Source organism: Paenochrobactrum gallinarii (assembly GCF_014205685.1).
Lineage (GTDB): Bacteria > Pseudomonadota > Alphaproteobacteria > Rhizobiales > Rhizobiaceae > Paenochrobactrum > Paenochrobactrum gallinarii.
On sequence record NZ_JACIIU010000003.1, the window covers coordinates 257,241 to 275,918 of the forward strand.

Sequence of the window (18,678 nt, forward strand, 5' to 3'; positions counted from 1 at the left end):
AAAACTGTTCAGGGCAATTTCCCTGATAATTTACCAGACAGTTCCAACGTGCTTTTAAATAAAAAACACCGCCACGAATGGATAATCGCGGCGGTGTTTTTCTCATCACAATCCGATATGGATGATCAATCAGCCGATCAGTTTTTCATAGACTTTGGCGTGTTCCAGCACTTTGCCGGTTTCGTCCATAACGCGCATGGCATCAGCAGAGATTTCATCGATCACCACAACTTCACCATCGATCAGGCCGATTTCAATTTTCATATCAATCAGTGTCAGACCGAGGCCGCGCAGGTCAGCCTCAACAATGCGGCATACATTGCGGGTAATGTCTTTAGCTTTTGCAAGATGCTCAGGGCTCAAAAGACCAAGAGCTACGATTGTATCATCATTGATCAGCGGGTCGCCGCGTTCATCATCTTTGACAGTGATCTCGACAAGATTGTCAAACTTCTGCTCGGTATCACGAATATATTGCTGATAACGACGAATGAAGCTGCCCCAAGGGCGTGTGCGGCAAACAAATTCAAAACCGCCGGTGCCGTTAATATCCTTGCCCAGAGGTTCGGCGCGGCGCACTTCCATGGTGCCTTTTTCCAGATCAAGATTGACCAGATGGGTCGGCACATCGGCAGCATGCAAACGTTTGAAGAAATAATCCGTCATAGCGAGAGACTTGCGACCCTTGCCTTCAACCTGACCAATAACGGTGTTTGCACCCGGATCGATCACACCGTCTGCGCCGGTTACATCATCCTTGAACACCAGAAGAACGTTGCCATTCTCTAGCGCGTAGAGGTCTTTGGTTTTGCCGGAATAAATCTTTTCGCTGCTGTTCATTCGTTTGCTCGCTAAGGTTTATGCACTTGTTATATCTAGAAAAAAACAATGCGCCGATTGGCGCATTGTTCTTTAACTTATTCCCACTCGATGGTGCCCGGAGGCTTCGAAGTGATATCATAGACCACGCGGTTAATACCGCGCACTTCATTAATGATACGGGTGGCGGCCTTCGCCAAAAAGTCCATATCGTAATGGTAGAAATCTGCTGTCATACCATCCACGGAAGTGACTGCACGAAGCGCACATACGAATTCATAGGTACGGCCATCGCCCATCACGCCAACGGTTTGCACCGGCAGCAGCACGGCAAAAGCCTGCCAGATGATGTCATAAAGACCGGCTTTGCGGATTTCATCCAAGTAAACCGCATCGGCTTCACGCAGGATTTCCAGCTTCTCACGGGTGATGCCACCCGGGCAGCGAATAGCAAGACCCGGACCCGGGAACGGGTGACGGCCAATAAAGCTATCCGGCAAACCAAGCTCTTTACCCAACACGCGCACTTCGTCTTTAAACAATTCGCGCAATGGCTCGACCAGCTGCATATTCATGCGCTCAGGCAAGCCACCCACATTGTGGTGCGATTTGATTGTAACCGAAGGGCCACCGGTGAAGGAAACACTTTCAATCACATCCGGATAGAGTGTGCCCTGTGCGAGGAAGTCAGCGCCGCCAAGCTTATTGGCTTCTTCTTCAAAGACTTCGATGAAGAGACGGCCAATGGTCTTGCGCTTCTTCTCAGGGTCAGTTTCGCCTTCCAGAGCGGAGATGAAACGATCCTGTGCATTCACCAAAATCAGCGGCAGGTCATAATGTTCTTTGAACATTGCAACCACATCAGCTGCTTCGTTTTTGCGCATCAAACCATGATCAACCAGAATACAGGTCAGCTGATCGCCAACGGCTTCATGGATGAGAAGAGCTGCAACGGAAGAATCCACACCGCCTGAAAGCGCGCAGATCACTTTGCCCGAACCAACCTGCTTGCGGATGGCTTCCACAGCCTGCTGGCGGTATGCGGTCATTGTCCAGTCCGGCTTGATGCCAGCAATATTGTGGACGAAGTTTTGCAGGAGTTTTGCACCATCGGGTGTGTGCACCACTTCCGGATGGAACTGCACGCCGTAATATTTGCGCTTTTCATCAGCGATAGCAGCATAAGGCGCGTTGGTGGAGGTTCCGATAACTTTAAAGCCTTCAGGCAGCGCAGTTACGCGGTCACCATGGCTCATCCAAACCTGATGACGTGTGCCTTTTGCCCACAGACCGTTGAACAGCGCGCTGTCTTCCTGAACGTCAAGGAAGGCACGACCAAATTCACGGTCATGGCCGCTTTCAACTTTGCCGCCGAGCTGTTCGCACATGGTCTGTTCACCATAGCAAATGCCAAGCACCGGAATACCGGCTTCAAACACTGCCTGCGGCGCACGCGGGCTGCCAATATCAGTGGTTGAGTGCGGGCTTCCGGACAGGATGACAGCACGCGGATTGATCCGCTTGAATGCGTCACCGGCCAGCTGGAAAGGCACGATTTCGGAATAAACTCCGGCCTCACGGACACGACGCGCTATCAGCTGCGTGACCTGACTTCCGAAGTCGATGATAAGGATTGTGTCGGGATGATTGGTGCTCATGTGAAGCATCTAAAGAAAAAATGTCCATGTTGCAATGGTCATTTTCGTCGCTCTTAACAACAGTTATGAACGAAGCACATTTAATGTAACGCAGATGATAAAAAGGCTCTTAACTTATGCCGTATGGATACGGATCAGCCCTGCAAGCCTTTGCGATCCTGCACCACCATCACGGTAGCAGTCATCGTCGCAATCAGCCGCACCTCGGTGTCGGTCACCGCAAAAGCCTGACCATCGCTCACCATAATGGTTCGGCCAGGCTTTGTTACCTCGCCACGGAATAAAAACCTGTCGCCCTGCCCCGGTGCCAGCAAGTTGACCTTGAACTCAATGGTCAAAACGGCGGCATCGGCTGGCATCAGCGTGAATGCTGCATAACCGCAAGCAGAATCAAGTGCTGCCGAAATAATGCCCGCATGCAAATAGCCGTGCTGCTGGGTCAGATCATTGCGAAACGGCAATTCGATTTCCACAATGCCCGGCTCGCAACGCGTTAAATCCGCGCCGATCAGCTTTAAGGCCGGCTGCCTTGCGAAGCTCTCCTCAACACGCAGCTGAAAATCAGCCTCGGCTATTCTTGCATCCGACATAAACCCTCCCAGAAACGCCCATGACTACATAAGACAATTTCATATTTATGCTGCTCAATTGTTAAAGAAGCCAGTTATTCTTTTACTATTTTGCGTGGACGAGAATAAATAATCTGTTGTCAGGCCTGTTTTTTAAGAATTGCCACATAAAAACCGTCAGTCATGGTTTGTTTTGGTGAGAAGACACAGCCATGGGACAAGAAAACCGGCTGCACATCACCAAACTCAGCGCCCGCAATTGATGCGAGATCAATTTTCTCTTCCGAGAAATTGCTGTTTTCAGCCAGAAACTTCTCAATTTGCCGGTTGTTTTCACTGTCGAAAATCGAGCAGGTCACATAGACAAAGCGGCCGCCAGCTTTTAGATAATGTTTAGCGCTGTTCAGCACATCCTGCTGATCCTGCTCACGGCGCTCCAGTTGCTGTTCGGTCAGGCGCCATTTGGCATCAGGACGGCGACGCCATGTGCCGGCACCCGTGCAAGGCGCATCGGTCAAAACCAAATCCATCTGGCCTTTGAGCGGCTCCAGATCAGCTTGTTTATTATAACCTTGTGTGTTGCGCACACCAGCGCGCTGCAAACGGTCATAGATCGGTGACAGGCGTGCTGCCTCTGCGTCAAACGCATGGATCTGGCCACGATTTTCCATGGCTGCCGCCAGTGACAGGGTTTTGCCGCCAGCACCGGCGCAATAATCAAGCACCTGCTCACCAGCCTTGGCATTGGCAAGTTTTGCTGCAATTTGCGAGCCTAAATCCTGCACCTCGAACCAGCCATCCTGAAAAGCCTGTCCGGTCTGCACATTAGGATGGCGCCCCAAAGCCTCAATCGGCGGAATGCGAACAGCATCATCAAGAAATGGTGCAGAGGCCGCGCCTGTGCCTTCCAGCGCTAGCAAGAGCTGATTGCGTGTCGCCTTCAGCCGATTAACGCGCAGATCCACCGGCGGGCGATCAGCCAAAGCTGCGGCCTGCGCCACCCAATCATCACCAAATGTCCCGCGTAATTTATCGACACACCATAAGGGCACATCAGCCTGAATATAATCTTCGGCCTTAGTGATATCGTTGTTTTGCCAGTTTTTAAGCTGATCGTCTGATAATTCCACGGGGCTGAATTTATCATTAGCGATAGCCGCCATGATATCTTCATAAGGCAAACCGCCATCACGCAGCAATGCGCCATAGGCAAGGGAAGATGCGCTGTCGCTGCCCATCAGCCAGCCAAGCGAAAGCTTGCGGCGCAAAGCATCGTACACAATATTGCCAATCACAGCGCGATCCCCCGCGCCGGCAAAACGATGCGAAGAACCCCAATCTTTTAAAGCATCGGAAGCGGGGCGTTTCTTGGCCTCAATATCTTCCAGTACTTCTATCGCCGCCTGCAGGCGTCCGCCAAGCCGCATTATTTTTCCCTAGCCGTCCTTTTATTACTAAAACTCACCGTCCCGCATAACCATGCCCGACAGCAAATGGCAACATAAAAGACAAACAGGATAAAACAATCAGACAGTTTCAGCCATGTAGCTGACCCGTAACAGCATGACTACTTATTGGAGCAGCACATAAGCAGTTGTATGACACTGACCTGTACCACATTGCACCAGAACAGAAGCGGTATTAACGGCTGCGATCAGCAGCACATAAAGACTTAAAACAAATGCTGCCTTATACAGTAACGGAAAAGCCTTGATCTTGGCATTGCTGCGATAGTGCACACCGCCCCATACTATCATTTGCAAAGACGTAGCCAGTATGAGCGCGAGCGCAATGAGAACCGACCATACCGGCATATGCAGCCCCAAAACAGCGCTGCCGACATAATCGTGCCCCGGACGGACATAAATATCCAGCAAAGTCTGCCGCACCGAAACGATCAGCAAAAAAACTGCAAACAGCAGACTAATGCCCGCATAACGGAAAGTGAGGCCGTATCGAAATTGCAGCATCACACCAAAACACACACCCAACATGGCAAGGCGTTGCAACAAACAAAGCGGACATGGCAATTCATTAAAGCCATATTGCAATATCATCGCAGCCGTTAAAATAGATGCAAGAACAAACATCATGCCCAGCAAATACAAGAAATGAAGCGCTGTCCATTGATGCTGTTGATAGGCACTATTTTGATTATCTGTTTTAAAAATACTCATCGTCACTGGCTCCCACATCACAACTGAAGCCAGGGCATGCTGTAGCCATAATCAGCACTGTGTATTTCCCACAAAAATTCCTTTATCGCGACAACCAAGCATGAAGTGACAAAAGCCAGCGACAATGTCCGGTAGCCAAACCAATTAAAACCAAGTGCGAGCATCATCAGAAAAAACAAAAGCAGCATCATCTTATTCGCCCCTCAACGCAGAATCAAAAGCGACTGCACAATCAAGATGATTCAAACAACAATAAAATTACACGAACATTGAATACAAATTCAAAAGAACACAAACAATAAAGATATTTAAATAAATATTGATTAATATTTCAAAATAGAAAATTTCAATTAACCAGTTAAAATCAGAATAATATACATCGATATAATCAATATAAAAAAGGAGGGGTTGCCCCCTCCTTCAATAAAACAAATCATTGTTGCCTTCAGCCGTTAATGCCTGCTTTTTCCTCATTGGAAATCGTATTGGCATCATATCCATGCGCTTCGTGGAGAGCTTTGCGCACACCCGCCTCATAATCTTGATGGATCAGCTTGAAATGCCCAAGCTGACGCTCAATGATGAAAGCCGGTACGCCGCCCATTGCCGCAGCAATATTGGAAAACAGACGTGCTTTTTCACCATCATTGAAGAGATTAAACAAAGCGCGCGGCTGTGAATAATCATCATTACCGATGCGGTGATTGTAACGGTCAGCATCACCACTAATTTTCAACGGCGGCTCTTTAGCAGCAGGCTGCTCAACCGGACCATTAAACGAATTCGGCTCATAATAAGCATCCGGGTTGCCGGTTGCGATACCGCCAAATGTATTCATCTGGCCATCGCGGTGATAGTGATGCACAGGGCATTTCGGCTGATTGACCGGAATATGCTCATAATGCGTGCCCAAACGGTGGCGATGCGCATCCGCATAAGAGAACAAGCGCGCCTGCAACATTTTATCCGGCGAATAGCTGATGCCCGGCACAATATTGGATGGTGAAAAGGCTGCATTTTCAACTTCCGCAAAATAGTTTTCCGGATTGCGGTTCAGCTCCATCACACCAATATCAATCGGCGGATAATCCGCATGCGGCCAGACTTTAGTCAGATCAAACGGGTTATAAGCTGTCTTATCGGCATCCGCTTCAGGCATAATCTGCACCTGAACTTTCCAACGCGGGAATTCGCCCTTTTCGATGGAGCCGTAGAGATCTTCCTGTGTCGATTCACGGGTTTTACCCACGACATGCTCAGCTTCCATATTGGTCCAATGTTTGTGGCCCTGCATGGTTTTAAAGTGGAATTTCACCCAGTAGCGCTCGCCCGCGTCATTCCAGAAAGAATAAGTGTGCGAACCATAACCATTGATGTGGCGCACATCGGTCGGCAGACCACGGTCAGACATCAGGATTGTTACCTGATGCAGGCTTTCCGGTGACAGTGACCAGAAATCCCACATGGCGGTGGCTGAGCGCAAATTGGTTTTCGGGTGACGCTTTTGCGTATGAATAAAGTCAGGGAATTTGATCGGATCACGCACGAAAAATACCGGCGTATTATTGCCAACCAGATCCCAATTGCCTTCCGGTGTATAAAATTTCAACGCAAAGCCACGCACGTCGCGCTCGGCATCCGCTGCTCCGTGCTCACCGGCAACAGTTGAAAAACGCGCCAGCATCGGAGTGACTGTGCCCGGCTGTAACACGGCTGCCTTGGTATATTTGGAAATGTCGCCGGTAATGGTCAGCGTGCCATGTGCGCCCCAGCCTTTAGCGTGAACAGCACGTTCAGGAATACGCTCACGGTTTTGATGTGCCAGCTTTTCAATCAGCTGATAATCCTGCATCAAAACGGGCCCGCGCTCACCGGCGGTCAATGAATTCTGATTGTCTGGAACAGCTGCGCCACCGGTTGTGGTCATAATCGGGCGATCGGTCATAAATGGTCTCTCCCTTTTGATATAAACATGGAAATGCCCCTGATGAGGGCTAAAAGGCACGCCTATCTTTTCAAGTCTCTCACAGACGCGCTGTTTGATAAAGCCAATTTAGAACTCTTCTTATAATAATTTCTAATTGCATTTTCATGAAACATTGATAGCATTTTCTTATCATGTTTACAGTCAGACAAATGCGCTATTTCGAGGCGCTCGCCACCACCCTGCACTTCCGCAAAGCTGCCGAAACAGTGCATGTTTCGCAGCCAGCCCTCTCAGCGCAGATCGCCGAAATGGAAGATCTCGCCGGTGCGCCGCTTTTTGAGCGCACTCAAAGAAGCGTGATCATCACGGAACTGGGGCAAATATTGCGCCCGCGCATTCAGGCCATTTTGCTGGATATTCAGGCGCTTGAAGATATTACCGCGATTAATAAGGGCTTGCTCAGCACGCGGATGCGGCTTGGCATTATCCCGACCATCGCACCTTATATTGTGCCGCTGCTGATCCCGTTACTACGGGATAAATATCCGCAATTCCGGCTTGAACTACGCGAAGCAATGACGGCGCGCTTGCTGGAAGATCTCAACAATGGCGAACTGGATGCGGTTGTAGCAGCGCTTCCTATTGAAGATGATCGTTTGGCACATACGCCGCTTTTTAATGACCGCTTTCTGATTGCTACCGCCAGCAATGATACCGATATTCTTGACGGGCCCATGACACAGGATCGGGTCGCACTTGACCGCCTGTTGCTGTTGGAAGAAGGCCATTGCCTGCGTGATCAGGCATTGGAATTTTGCACCAAGCCGCACCAGCGCCAATTGGTGAAATATGGCGCCACCAGCATGACCACTTTGCTGCAAATGGTCAGCCACGGCATGGGACTGACGCTTATTCCTGAAATTGCCGTTCGCGCCGAAGCCTCTCACATGAAAATGCGGATTATCCCGTTTGAAGGTGAGCAGCCATCCCGCGAAATCGGTATGTTATGGCGCCGCCAAAGTTTGCGCCGCGCTGATTTCATGGCACTTTCCCAATGTATTGCACAAACGGTCGCGCAGCTCAAAGTGACAGATCAGGAGCTGCAAGCCCTCTCACAAACACCATAGAGAAGACATAAAAAAAGCCCGCCTGAAGAGGCGGGCTTTTTAAATTCAACAATCAAACAAGCTGATTATGCGCTTGGATAGTTCGGGCTTTCACGGGTGATGGTTACACCATGGGAATGGCTTTCACGTAAGCCTGCATTGGAAATGCGCACGAAAGTTGCCTTTTCGCGGAATTCAGCCAAGTTTTTCGCACCCACATAGCCCATCGATGCACGCAAACCACCAGCAAGCTGATGCAGCACATTGCCGACAGGGCCTTTATAAGCAACCTGACCTTCAATACCTTCCGGCACCAGCTTCAGCTCGTCACGTACTTCCGCCTGGAAATAACGGTCAGCAGAACCGCGAGCCATTGCACCAACCGAGCCCATGCCGCGGTAAGCTTTGAATGAACGACCCTGATGCAGGTAAACTTCGCCCGGGCTTTCTTCTGTACCAGCCAGCAGCGAACCAGCCATGGCAGCAACCGCACCAGCGGCCAGTGCTTTGGCGAAATCGCCGGAGAACTTGATACCGCCGTCAGCGATCACCGGAATATTATGCTTTTGTGCCACTTCAACAGCCGACATAATGGCTGAAAGCTGCGGAACGCCAACACCTGCAACAATACGGGTGGTGCAGATGGAGCCTGGTCCGATACCAACTTTAACAGCATCGGCACCTGCATCAATCAATGCCAGTGTACCGCCAGCAGTTGCGACGTTACCGGCGAGAATGCGAACACCGCTGGAGAGTTTTTTGATGCGGGTCACTGCATCGAGAACGCGCTGTGAGTGACCGTGGGCTGTATCAACAACCAACAGATCAACACCGGCATCGATCAGACGCTCGGCGCGTTCAAAACCATCTTCACCAACGCTGGTAGCAGCAGCCGCACGAAGACGACCCTGCGCATCTTTAGCAGCATTCGGATTCAGCTGGGTTTTTTCGATGTCTTTAACAGTGATCAGACCAACGCAACGGCCGGCATCATCAACAACCAGCAGTTTTTCAATACGATGTTGGTGCAGAAGACGCTTGGCTTCTTCCTGATCTACATTTTCACGCACAGTGATCAGGTTTTCATGGGTCATCAGCTCATGAATTTTCTGATCAGGGTTGGAAGCAAAACGCACATCACGGTGGGTCAGGATACCAACCAAACGGCCTGGTGTACCGCTTGTGCCTTCAACAACCGGAATACCGGAAATGTGATAAGATGCCATCAAAGCCTGTGCTTCAGCCAAAGTTGCATCCGGGCCGATAGTAACCGGATTGATAACCATACCGGATTCAAACTTCTTGACGCGGCGAACTTCTTCAGCCTGACGTTCCGGTGTCAGGTTACGGTGAATAACGCCGATACCGCCAGCCTGTGCCATCGCAATGGCCAGACGTGATTCGGTTACGGTATCCATCGCAGCTGAAAGCAGCGGCAGGTTCAGTTCAATATCACCGGCAATAATTGTGCGCAGATCTGTCTGACCCGGCATCACTTCCGAGTGACCCGGCTGCAGCAGCACATCATCAAATGTAAGGGCTAAATGTCCTGTAGGCGTTTCAATAATTTTTGCCATTGCCAGTTCCTTTAAATAACAAAAGGCTGCTCGGTCTAACATTGGGAGGTTAAACAACCATGGGGGGCAGAGCAGCACATTCTCAAGTATTTTTCCTTGGATTGGCACGGGCTGGTAACACGAATATGGCAAAATGAAAAGTCAAGAATAAAAACTATTTGTTGTAACTCCCGATTTTGTGAAAATTCCCCGAGAAATCCGTGCATATCGGCGTGACCTGGTGCCAGCAACTGCCTTTTATTTTTTTAAACGGCAATGAATTTTAAAAATGGCGCTTGACGTGGGAACATTCCCGCCCAATACTTTAAGCATAAACTATTTCCAAAACCGGCGTAGATCGGTGCGGCACAAAAGGGAACATATCATGCGTATCGTCTGCATCGGCGGTGGTCCGGCAGGGCTGTATTTTGCACTTTTGATGAAGAAACTGCACCCCGAACATCATATTCGTGTGGTTGAGCGCAACCGCCCCTATGACACATTCGGCTGGGGCGTGGTGTTTTCTGACGCGACCATGGAATCCATGCAGGAATGGGACACGAAAAGCGCCAATGAAATTCAGGATGCTTTCAACCATTGGGACGATATTGAGGTGCTTTTCAAAGGCACCAGACAGCGCACATCCGGCCACGGCTTTGTTGGTATCGGCCGCAAAAAGCTGCTTAATATTTTGCAGCGCCGCTGTGAGGAACTGGGCGTCGAGCTGATTTTTGAAACCGAGGTTAACAGTGACCTTGATTATCCCGATGCAGATCTGATCATTGCCAGTGACGGCGTAAATTCTAAAATCCGCAATCATTATGTCGATATTTTCAAGCCGGATATGCTGAAACGGCCAAACCGCTTTATCTGGCTTGGCACTGACAAACTCTATGATGCCTTTACCTTTGATTTCCGTAAAACCGATCACGGCTGGTTTCAGGCGCATATTTATAAGTTTGACGACCAGACCTCGACATTCATTATCGAAACCACCGAGGATACCTATCAGGCTTCCGGTTTTGACAAAATGGATCAGGATCAGGCCATCCATTTTTGTGAAGACCTGTTTGCTGAAGTGCTTGAAGGCGCATCACTTAAAAGCAATGCCCGCCATTTGCGCGGCTCGGCATGGCTCAATTTCAACCGGCTGATCTGCGAAAAATGGAGCCATTTCAACGGTCAGTCGCATGTAGTGCTAATGGGTGATGCGGCACATACCGCGCATTTTGCCATTGGCTCAGGCACAAAACTTGCCATAGATGATGCGATTGAACTGACCCGTCAGTTTGAAATTCACGGTCATGACAAAAGCCATATTCCGGCAGTACTGGAAGATTACGAAGAAATCCGCCGCGTTGATGTGGCACGTATTCAAAATGCGGCACGCAATGCGATGGAATGGTTTGAAGTGGTCGGCCACCGTTATGCCGATGTACTGGAACCGGAACAGTTCATGTATTCTATGCTGACCCGCTCGCAGCGCATCAGCCATGAAAACCTGCGTCTGCGCGATGCCACATGGCTGGAAAATTACGAGCGTTGGTTTGCAAAGCATGCAGGGCTTGCCGTGACGGATGAGCGCGCGCTGCCGCCGATGTTTACGCCTTATACGATGCGAGGCACAACACTGCCAAACCGCATCGTCATGTCGCCGATGGCAATGTATTCAGCGGAAGATGGCCTGATTAATGACTTTCACATGGTGCATTTAGGCAGCCGTGCCATTGGTGGCGCGGGGTTGATTTTTGCCGAAATGACCTGCGTATCACCCGATGCCCGCATCACGCCGGGATGTCTGGGGCTGTGGAATGACGAACAGACCGAAGGCTGGAAACGCTTAGTCAATTTCATCCATCAAAACAGTTCGGCCAAGGTCGGCATTCAGCTTGGCCATGCAGGGCGCAAAGGCGCTACTAAAGTGGCGTGGGAGGGCATTGACCAACCCTTGGAAAGTGGTGGCTGGCCGCTCTATTCCGCTTCGGCAATGCCTTATCTCACACATGGCGTGACACCAAAGGCGATGGATCGCGCCGATATGGACCGCGTAAAAGCCGACTTTATCGCCGCCACCAAACGAGCCGCCGCAACCGGTGCTGACTGGTTGGAGCTGCACGTTGCGCACGGTTATTTGCTGGCAAGCTTCCTGTCGCCGCTGACTAATATTCGTGACGATGAATATGGCGGCAGCCATGAAAACCGTGCCCGCTATCCGCTGGAAGTGTTTGAGGCTGTGCGTGCCAATTGGCCGGAAGACAAGCCGATTTCCGTGCGCCTTTCCTGCCATGACTGGGTGGAAGGCGGCAACACACCGGATGATGCTGCAATCTTTGCGAAAATGTTCAAAGACGCCGGTGCGGATATGATCGACTGCTCCTCCGGTCAGACATCAAAGGCGGGAAAGCCGGTCTATGGCCGTCTGTTCCAGACGCCATTCTCTGACAAAATCCGCAATGAAGTGGGCATTCCGACTATTGCTGTCGGTGCGATTTCCGAAGCCGATCACGCCAATTCCATTCTGGCAGCAGGGCGTGCCGATCTTTGTGCGGTAGCGCGTCCGCATCTGGCCGATAATGCATGGATTTTGCATGAAGCAGCCAAAATCGGCATCAAAAACATTCCTTGGCCGAAGCAATATCACTCGGCCAAATATCAGTATGAAGCCAATCTTGAACGAGCGGCGGCGCAAAAATAACAACAGGAAATGTCATGCAAAAAGGTGAAGCCATGCTGAACGGCCATCATGCACTGATCACCGGTGCCGGTTCGGGCATCGGTGAAGAAATTGCACGCCAGCTTCACGCGGCTGGTGCCAGGGTAACGCTTGCCGGACGCCGCAGCGAGCCACTGCAAAAGCTGGCACAAGAATTGGGCGAAAACAGTTTTGCACTTGGCAATTTTGATGTGACCTCTGCTGCCTCCATCGGTGCGGGACTTACAAAAGCTCGCGACCAGTTTGGTGCTATTTCCATTCTTATCAACAATGCCGGACAAGCGCCCACCGCTCCTTTTGAAAAGATGAGCGATGAGCAATGGGACGAAATAATTGCGGTTAATCTGACCAGTGTTTTCCGGCTGTCGCGTGCTGTGCTGCCGGATTTAAAACACTATGGCGAAGGGGCAAGGCTTATCAACATTGCCTCCACCGCAGGGCTTAAAGGCTATAGTTATGTGTCGGGCTATTGCGCAGCCAAACACGGCGTTATCGGCCTGACCCGCGCATTAGCACAAGAACTTGCCAAAACCGGCATCACCGTCAATGCAGTTTGCCCCGGCTTTACCGACACGCCGCTTATTCAGCAATCAATTGAAAATATCGTCAATAAAACTGGGCGCAGCCCGCAAGAAGCCTTGGCAACATTTACCCAAACCAATCCGCAAGGCCGCCTTATTCAGCCGCAGGAAGTTGCCAATTGTGTTTTATGGCTTGCGAGCCCTGCCAGCGGCTCCGTCAACGGACAAGCCATCAGCGTCTCGGGAGGAGAAATATAATCATGGGCTCACTAAACAGTATGGGGCAAAGCAGTATGGCCGCGATGCAAAAGCCTTTTAAAGACTATAAGGCTAAGCATTTTCTGTGGTCGGTAAGTGATGATGGTCGCGTGGCGACATTGACCCTTAACCGGCCGGAGCGCAAAAACCCGCTGACTTTTGAAAGCTATGCCGAGATGCGCGATCTGTTTCGTGATCTTGTCTATGCCAGTGACATTCGCACGGTTATTTTAAAGGGATCGGGTGGCAATTTCTGTTCCGGCGGTGATGTGTTTGAAATCATCGAACCGCTGACCAAAATGACCATGCCAGACCTCCTAGCCTTTACCCGCATGACCGGCGACCTCGTCAAAGCAATGCGCAATTGCCCGCAGCAAATTATTGCCGCTGTTGATGGTGTTTGTGCCGGTGCCGGTGCGATACTTGCTATGGCCGCAGACTTGCGTCTCGCCACCCCTGAGGCCAAAACCGCATTTCTGTTTACCCGTGTTGGTCTGGCCGGTGCGGACATGGGCGCTTGCGGAATTTTGCCGCGGCTGATTGGTCAGGGACGCGCCGCCGAACTGCTTTATACCGGACGCTCAATGAGCGCGACGGAGGGCGAAACATGGGGCTTTTACAATGCGCTTCATGCACAAGCAGAGCTGGATGCAGCGGCTGAAAAGCTTGCCCGCACCATTGCTGACGGCCCGTGGTTTGCCCATGGCATGACCAAAAACATGCTCAATCAGGAATGGTCGATGGGCCTGAATGAATTGCTGGAAGCCGAAGCTCAGGCGCAAGCCATCTGCATGGCCACACAGGATTTTACCCGCGCCTTTGAAGCTTTTGCCAATAAGCAACGACCTAGTTTTGAAGGAAATTAAGGCAATGGATAAAACCAGCCTTTCCCCTTCGACTGACCATTTAGAATGGCCGTTTTTTAATGAGAGCCATAAGGCTATTCATGCGCAACTGCATAGCTTTGCCACCAGTGGCGCGTTTGATCATGTCAATCATGAAGATACCGACAATAGCTGCCGTAAACTGGTGAGACAACTTGGCGAAGCCGGGCTTTTAGCCATTGCGACAGGCAATGCAGGGAAGGCTGAAATTGATTCACGCGCTGTCTGTCTGGCACGCGAAACATTGGCCTGGCATGATGGCTTGGCGGATTTTGCTTTTGCCATGCAAGGACTTGGCACCGGCGCTATCGGCCTTGCCGGTTCAGATCAATTGAAACAGGACGTCTTACCAAAAGTCACCAGCGGCGAATGGATTGCGGGCTTTGCACTCTCGGAAGATGAGGCTGGCTCTGATGTTGCAGCCATGCAGTGCGCCGCCACCCGCGAAGGCGACTACTATGTGCTGAACGGCGAAAAAACATGGATTTCTAACGGCGGCATCGCCGATGTCTATACGCTTTTTGCCAGAACCGGCGAAGCACCGGGCACAAGAGGCATTTCAGCTTTCGTCGTCTATGCCACGGATCCGGGTTTTTCGATTACCAAACGCATTGATGTGATTGCTCCGCACCCATTAGCAACCATCCGTTTTGACAATTGCCGCATTCCGGCTAATCGATTGCTGGGCAATGCCGGTGAAGGCTTTAAAATTGCCATGCGCACGCTCGATATTTTCCGTGCGTCTGTTGCTGCTGCCTCATTGGGCTTTGCCCGCCGTGCCTTGGATGAAGCGCTTAACCACGCCAAAAACCGCAATATGTTTGGCGCGAAACTCATCGATTTACAGCTCACCCAAGCAGCGCTGGGCGATATGGCAACCGACATTGATGCGGCAGCCCTCCTCACCTATCGCGCGGCATGGCGGCGCGATGTGCAAAGACTCCCCACCACGCGTGAAGCGGCAATGGCAAAAATGCAGGCTTCTGAAATGGCACAACAGGTGATTGACCGCGCCGTACAGATGTTTGGCGGGCGCGGTGTCGCACGGGGCGAAGTGGTTGAGAGCCTCTATCGCGAAATACGCGCTTTGCGCATTTATGAAGGGGCGACGGAGGTGCAAAAGCTCATCATCGCCCGCGAATTGATGAAAGCTTAGAACTAAAAACCTGCTCGCATGAGCGCCGACCAATCCTTGGCCGTGAAGGCTCTTAATTTATCCGGAGTAGATATGAAAAAAATCTTGCAACCTGAAGGTTGGGCAGCACCAATCGGCTATGCCAATGGCATCGAAGCCAAGGGACGCACCATTTTTGTCGGCGGACAAATCGGCTGGAACGGTCAATGCGAATTTGAAACCGATGATTTTGTCGGTCAAGTACGCCAGACATTGCAAAATATCGTCGATGTATTGGCAGTGGCCGGTGCAGGGCCTGAACATCTGACCTCGATGACATGGTATTTTATCGACAAGAAAGAATATCTCGAGAATATGAAAGGCATTGGCCAGGCCTATCGCGACGTGATCGGCAAAAACTTTCCGGCCATGGCCGCCATGCAGGTGGTGGCGCTCATTGAAGACCGCGCGAAAATCGAAATTCAGGCAACTGCGGTTATTCCTGAGTAAGCCAAATTGACGAAAGGCTGCCTGATGACGAGCTCCCATTCAAGCACACAATTTTCCGATACGATCAGCGCGATAGTTGAAGATCATGTCATGCTGATTACCATCAACAACCCGCCGGTTAACGCAATCAGCGCCTCGGTGCGACAAGGGTTAATGGTAGCTCTGGATTGGATTGAAACATCAGACGCCGTTCAGGGTGTTGTAATATCCGGCGCTGGCAGCACATTTGTTGCCGGTGCCGATATTAAAGAATTTGGACAACCCGTCACCGAACCAACTCTCCCGCAAGTGACTGAGCGGCTGGCAGGTTTTAACAAAACCATCATTGCCGCCGTCAATGGGGCAGCTTTGGGCGGCGGGGCTGAAATCGCCATTGCCTGTCATGGCCGTGTGGCCAGTGGAAGAAGCAGTTTTGGGATGCCGGAGGTGAAGCTCGGGCTGGTGCCCGGCGCAGGCGGCACGCAAAGGCTGCCGCGCCTTATTGCTGCTGACCTAGCACTTGATATGATCGGCACCGGCCGCACGCTCAAAAGCGCTGAAAGCTTGGAAATCCAACTGATTGATGAACTTGCTGATGAAGATACGCTGATAACCCGCGCAAAAAATGCAAGCCTCAAACCAGCCGCAAAGCGCGTAACACCGCACTATGATGCACAAAAATTCGCAAATATTAAAACCGCTATTTTGCGTAAAAGCCGCGGGCAAAATGCGCCATTAAAGGCAGTTGAGCTGGTGGAACTCAGCCAACAGCTAGATTTAAGCCAAGGCTTGAGCCAAGAGCGTCAAATATTCCTGCAATTACGCGACAGTGATGAAGCCAAAGCACTGCGCCATGTTTTTTTTGCGGAGCGTAGCGCTAAAAAACCAGCAATGCTGGAAGGTGTGAGCCCGAAAGATATTAAAATTTTAGGTGTTGTGGGTATGGGGCTGATGGGCTCCGGTATTATCGTCTCAGCACTGAATGCCGGTTATCAGGTGATCGGTGTTGAACAAACAGAAGAAGCAGCGCTCGCCGGACATCAGCACATCTTGAGCATTTTGGAGAAAAACCTGCAATCCGGCCGTTTGAATACAGATGCCTTTGAGCGTCAGAAAAAAGCGCTGACCATTGCCGGAAGTCTGGAAAGTTTGGGCGTAGCTGATCTTGTCATTGAAGCGGTGTTTGATGATTTTAACGTCAAGGTAAAACTATTTCAGGCACTTGATCAGATTGTTCGTGCCAGTGCCATCCTTGCCACCAATACCAGCTATTTAAACCCGAATGAAATTGCCGCCGCCACACTTTATCCGCAGCGCGTTATCGGCATGCATTTCTTTTCGCCAGCCCATATCATGCGGTTGGTGGAAGTCATTCACACCCAATATTCAAGCCTTGAGGCTGTTGCCAGTGGCTTTGCAGTCGCCAACAAACTTAAGAAACTACCGATTTTAAGTGGTGTGGTTGAAGGTTTTATCGGCAACAGCATTTTCTCAGCCTATCGGCGTGAGGCAGAGTTTTTGCTGGAAGACGGCGCCTACCCGCATGAGATTGATGCGGCCTTGGAAGACTATGGTTTTGCCATGGGTCTCTTTGCCGTTTACGACATGGCCGGTCTGGAAATCGCCTGGGCAAAGCGCAAGCGTGAGGCGCTTAACCGTGATCCGCAATTGCGCTATGTCAAAATTGCCGATCAGCTTTGCGAGCTTGGTCGCTTTGGCCAAAAATCCGGTCTTGGCTGGTATCAATATGTAAATGGCAAACGCGAGATTGATCCGGTCGTCACGGAACTCATTGATGCTGCGCGCCGTGAAAAAAACATCACACCGCAAAGTTTCACCAAAGAGCAAATACAGCAGCGTCTGTTGCAAGCGATGCAAACCCAAGGCAATCTGCTAATGCAAAACAAAATTGCAGCCAGTGCCAGCGACATTGATCTGGTGATGATCAATGGCTACGGTTTTCCTGCCCATAAAGGCGGGCCAATGTTTGCAGGCGGCATGTTGAATTAAAATCATGCTTTAAACAGTTTTCTGTCCCAAGTGACAAACTCACTCATTGCACGTTTACTTTTATGCTTTATTGGATGAAATAATTCTATTTCAGCCGATACAGGGATCATATCATGGCCAATAATGCGCAACTGCCTGAAGGGGAAGCTCAATCCCGCGACCCGTATAAGGATCGCAAAAGCCTTGAATTTTCATTTCGTGCCAAGCGCTTTGCACATATCCGACAATTAATTGAAGCAGCACTGGCTGAAAAAGAGAAAGTCGAAATTCTTGATCTCGGCGGATCGGAAAAATATTGGCTGATCGGTGAAGACTTCATCAATCAATATCGCGACCGTTTGCATTTCACCCTGATCAATCCTGAAAAACAGGAAGAAAAGAACACTGATCTTTTCACTTTTATGATAGGCGATGCAACAGCGCCGGATTTGTTTGCCGGCCAGAGTTTTGACATCGTTCATTCAAATTCGGTGATTGAGCATGTGGGCGACTGGGATGCCATCACCCGTTTTGCCGAGAATACCCGCCGGCTGGGCAAGCGTTATTATATGCAAACACCAAACTATTGGTTTGCCTATGAGCCGCATTTCCGCTTTATCGGTTTCCATTGGCTGCCGGTTTCGGTTCGTGTCTGGCTGATGACCAAAATGCGTCTTGGCTTTTTCCCGCGCATGGAAAGTGTTGAAGAAGCACGTTCGCATGTGGAATCCATCCGGCTGCTGGACAGAAAACAAGTCAAAGAACTATTTCCTGATGCCAAGATTGAATATGAAATGATTGCCGGTATGGCAAAATCCATCATGGCTATTCGCGGCTAATTCCAGACACTAAAGAACATTAAAAAAACGCCACCAGATCAATCTCTGGTGGCGTTTTT

Annotated in this window: 16 protein-coding genes; 8 read left to right on the forward strand and 8 right to left on the reverse strand. The window is 50.4% G+C overall.

The features are described 5' to 3' along the window. Window positions 1-129: 129 nt before the first annotated feature. The 7 genes from FHS77_RS05585 to katA form a co-directional block, all read right to left on the reverse strand. The gene (locus FHS77_RS05585) at window positions 130-840 is read right to left on the reverse strand and encodes a phosphoribosylaminoimidazolesuccinocarboxamide synthase (RefSeq protein WP_184221141.1); all 711 of its coding nucleotides are present in this window, start codon (window positions 838-840) and stop codon (window positions 130-132) included. Between the two features lie 77 nt (window positions 841-917). Continuing rightward, entirely contained in the window at window positions 918-2,477 is a 1,560-nt protein-coding gene (gene guaA / locus FHS77_RS05590; protein WP_184221143.1) for a glutamine-hydrolyzing GMP synthase, read from the reverse strand. 134 nt (window positions 2,478-2,611) lie between these two features. After that, window positions 2,612-3,067 (reverse strand): PaaI family thioesterase, encoded by a 456-nt coding sequence (locus FHS77_RS05595; protein WP_184221145.1) that lies wholly within the window; start codon window positions 3,065-3,067, stop codon window positions 2,612-2,614. 119 nt (window positions 3,068-3,186) lie between these two features. After that, entirely contained in the window at window positions 3,187-4,473 is a 1,287-nt protein-coding gene (locus tag FHS77_RS05600) for an RsmB/NOP family class I SAM-dependent RNA methyltransferase (protein WP_184221147.1), read from the reverse strand. 144 nt (window positions 4,474-4,617) lie between these two features. Beyond that, complete coding sequence (locus FHS77_RS05605) at window positions 4,618-5,223, reverse strand: disulfide bond formation protein B (RefSeq protein ID WP_246431235.1); 606 nt, start codon at window positions 5,221-5,223, stop codon at window positions 4,618-4,620. A gap of 17 nt (window positions 5,224-5,240) precedes the next feature. After that, window positions 5,241-5,414 (reverse strand): hypothetical protein, encoded by a 174-nt coding sequence (locus FHS77_RS05610; RefSeq protein WP_184221149.1) that lies wholly within the window; start codon window positions 5,412-5,414, stop codon window positions 5,241-5,243. Window positions 5,415-5,668: 254 nt separating this feature from the next. Continuing rightward, window positions 5,669-7,168: a catalase KatA gene (katA, locus tag FHS77_RS05615; protein ID WP_184221151.1), complete on the reverse strand. Its 1,500-nt coding sequence runs from the start codon at window positions 7,166-7,168 to the stop codon at window positions 5,669-5,671. Window positions 7,169-7,341: 173 nt separating this feature from the next. Between katA and FHS77_RS05620 the strand changes: the two genes are divergently transcribed. Then, entirely contained in the window at window positions 7,342-8,277 is a 936-nt protein-coding gene (locus FHS77_RS05620) for a hydrogen peroxide-inducible genes activator (protein WP_184221153.1), read from the forward strand. Between the two features lie 65 nt (window positions 8,278-8,342). Here FHS77_RS05620 and guaB read toward each other — a convergent pair whose 3' ends face one another. Continuing rightward, on the reverse strand, window positions 8,343-9,833 hold the full coding sequence (gene guaB, locus FHS77_RS05625) for an IMP dehydrogenase (protein WP_184221155.1): 1,491 nt from the start codon (window positions 9,831-9,833) through the stop codon (window positions 8,343-8,345). Between the two features lie 364 nt (window positions 9,834-10,197). Between guaB and FHS77_RS05630 the strand changes: the two genes are divergently transcribed. The 7 genes from FHS77_RS05630 (at window position 10,198) to FHS77_RS05660 (ending at window position 18,619) form a co-directional block, all read left to right on the forward strand. Beyond that, on the forward strand, window positions 10,198-12,507 hold the full coding sequence (locus tag FHS77_RS05630; RefSeq protein WP_184221157.1) for a bifunctional salicylyl-CoA 5-hydroxylase/oxidoreductase: 2,310 nt from the start codon (window positions 10,198-10,200) through the stop codon (window positions 12,505-12,507). A gap of 14 nt (window positions 12,508-12,521) precedes the next feature. After that, window positions 12,522-13,304, forward strand: a complete 783-nt coding sequence (locus FHS77_RS05635) for an SDR family NAD(P)-dependent oxidoreductase (RefSeq protein WP_184221159.1) — start codon at window positions 12,522-12,524, stop codon at window positions 13,302-13,304. Window positions 13,305-13,306: 2 nt separating this feature from the next. Further along, window positions 13,307-14,170, forward strand: a complete 864-nt coding sequence (locus FHS77_RS05640; protein ID WP_374786205.1) for an enoyl-CoA hydratase family protein — start codon at window positions 13,307-13,309, stop codon at window positions 14,168-14,170. 4 nt (window positions 14,171-14,174) lie between these two features. After that, complete coding sequence (locus FHS77_RS05645; protein WP_184221161.1) at window positions 14,175-15,344, forward strand: acyl-CoA dehydrogenase family protein; 1,170 nt, start codon at window positions 14,175-14,177, stop codon at window positions 15,342-15,344. A 72-nt stretch (window positions 15,345-15,416) separates the two neighbouring features. Then, complete coding sequence (locus FHS77_RS05650) at window positions 15,417-15,812, forward strand: RidA family protein (RefSeq protein ID WP_184221163.1); 396 nt, start codon at window positions 15,417-15,419, stop codon at window positions 15,810-15,812. Between the two features lie 24 nt (window positions 15,813-15,836). Then, window positions 15,837-17,801 (forward strand): 3-hydroxyacyl-CoA dehydrogenase NAD-binding domain-containing protein, encoded by a 1,965-nt coding sequence (locus FHS77_RS05655; protein ID WP_184221165.1) that lies wholly within the window; start codon window positions 15,837-15,839, stop codon window positions 17,799-17,801. A gap of 113 nt (window positions 17,802-17,914) precedes the next feature. Further along, the gene (locus FHS77_RS05660) at window positions 17,915-18,619 is read left to right on the forward strand and encodes a class I SAM-dependent methyltransferase (RefSeq protein WP_184221167.1); all 705 of its coding nucleotides are present in this window, start codon (window positions 17,915-17,917) and stop codon (window positions 18,617-18,619) included. The last annotated feature ends 59 nt before the right edge of the window (window positions 18,620-18,678 follow it).